Source organism: Arthrobacter sp. GQ119, from assembly GCF_059759125.1.
Window position 1 is genome coordinate 1 of the sequence record NZ_JCAXEA010000100.1, and the last position, 283, is coordinate 283.

Annotated in this window: 1 protein-coding gene; it reads right to left on the reverse strand. The window is 68.6% G+C overall.

The annotated features are described in order from the left end of the window. A partial coding sequence (locus AC6CH3_RS23535) for a transketolase-like TK C-terminal-containing protein (protein WP_498134724.1) occupies positions 1-283 on the reverse strand: 283 nt, incomplete at both ends.

Sequence of the window (283 nt, forward strand, 5' to 3'; positions counted from 1 at the left end):
CGTGACGAACGGCACCCGGGCAGTCTTGCCGGGGTTCAGGAAGGCCTCTTCCTCGGCGGCCATGCCGTCGCGGCGCAGTTCGTTCCAGGAGGTCACGGACCAGACGTCGGCGGAGACGCCCCAGTCCTCGGCCAGGATCCGCTGGGCTTCGATGGCCCAGGGAACCGAGACGCCGGAGGCAAGGATCTGCGTGCGCGGGCCGTCGATCTTGGCCGGCGCCAGCAGGTAAATGCCCTTGATGACGCCTTCAACGTCCAGCTCATCCGGCTCTGCGGGCTGGGTG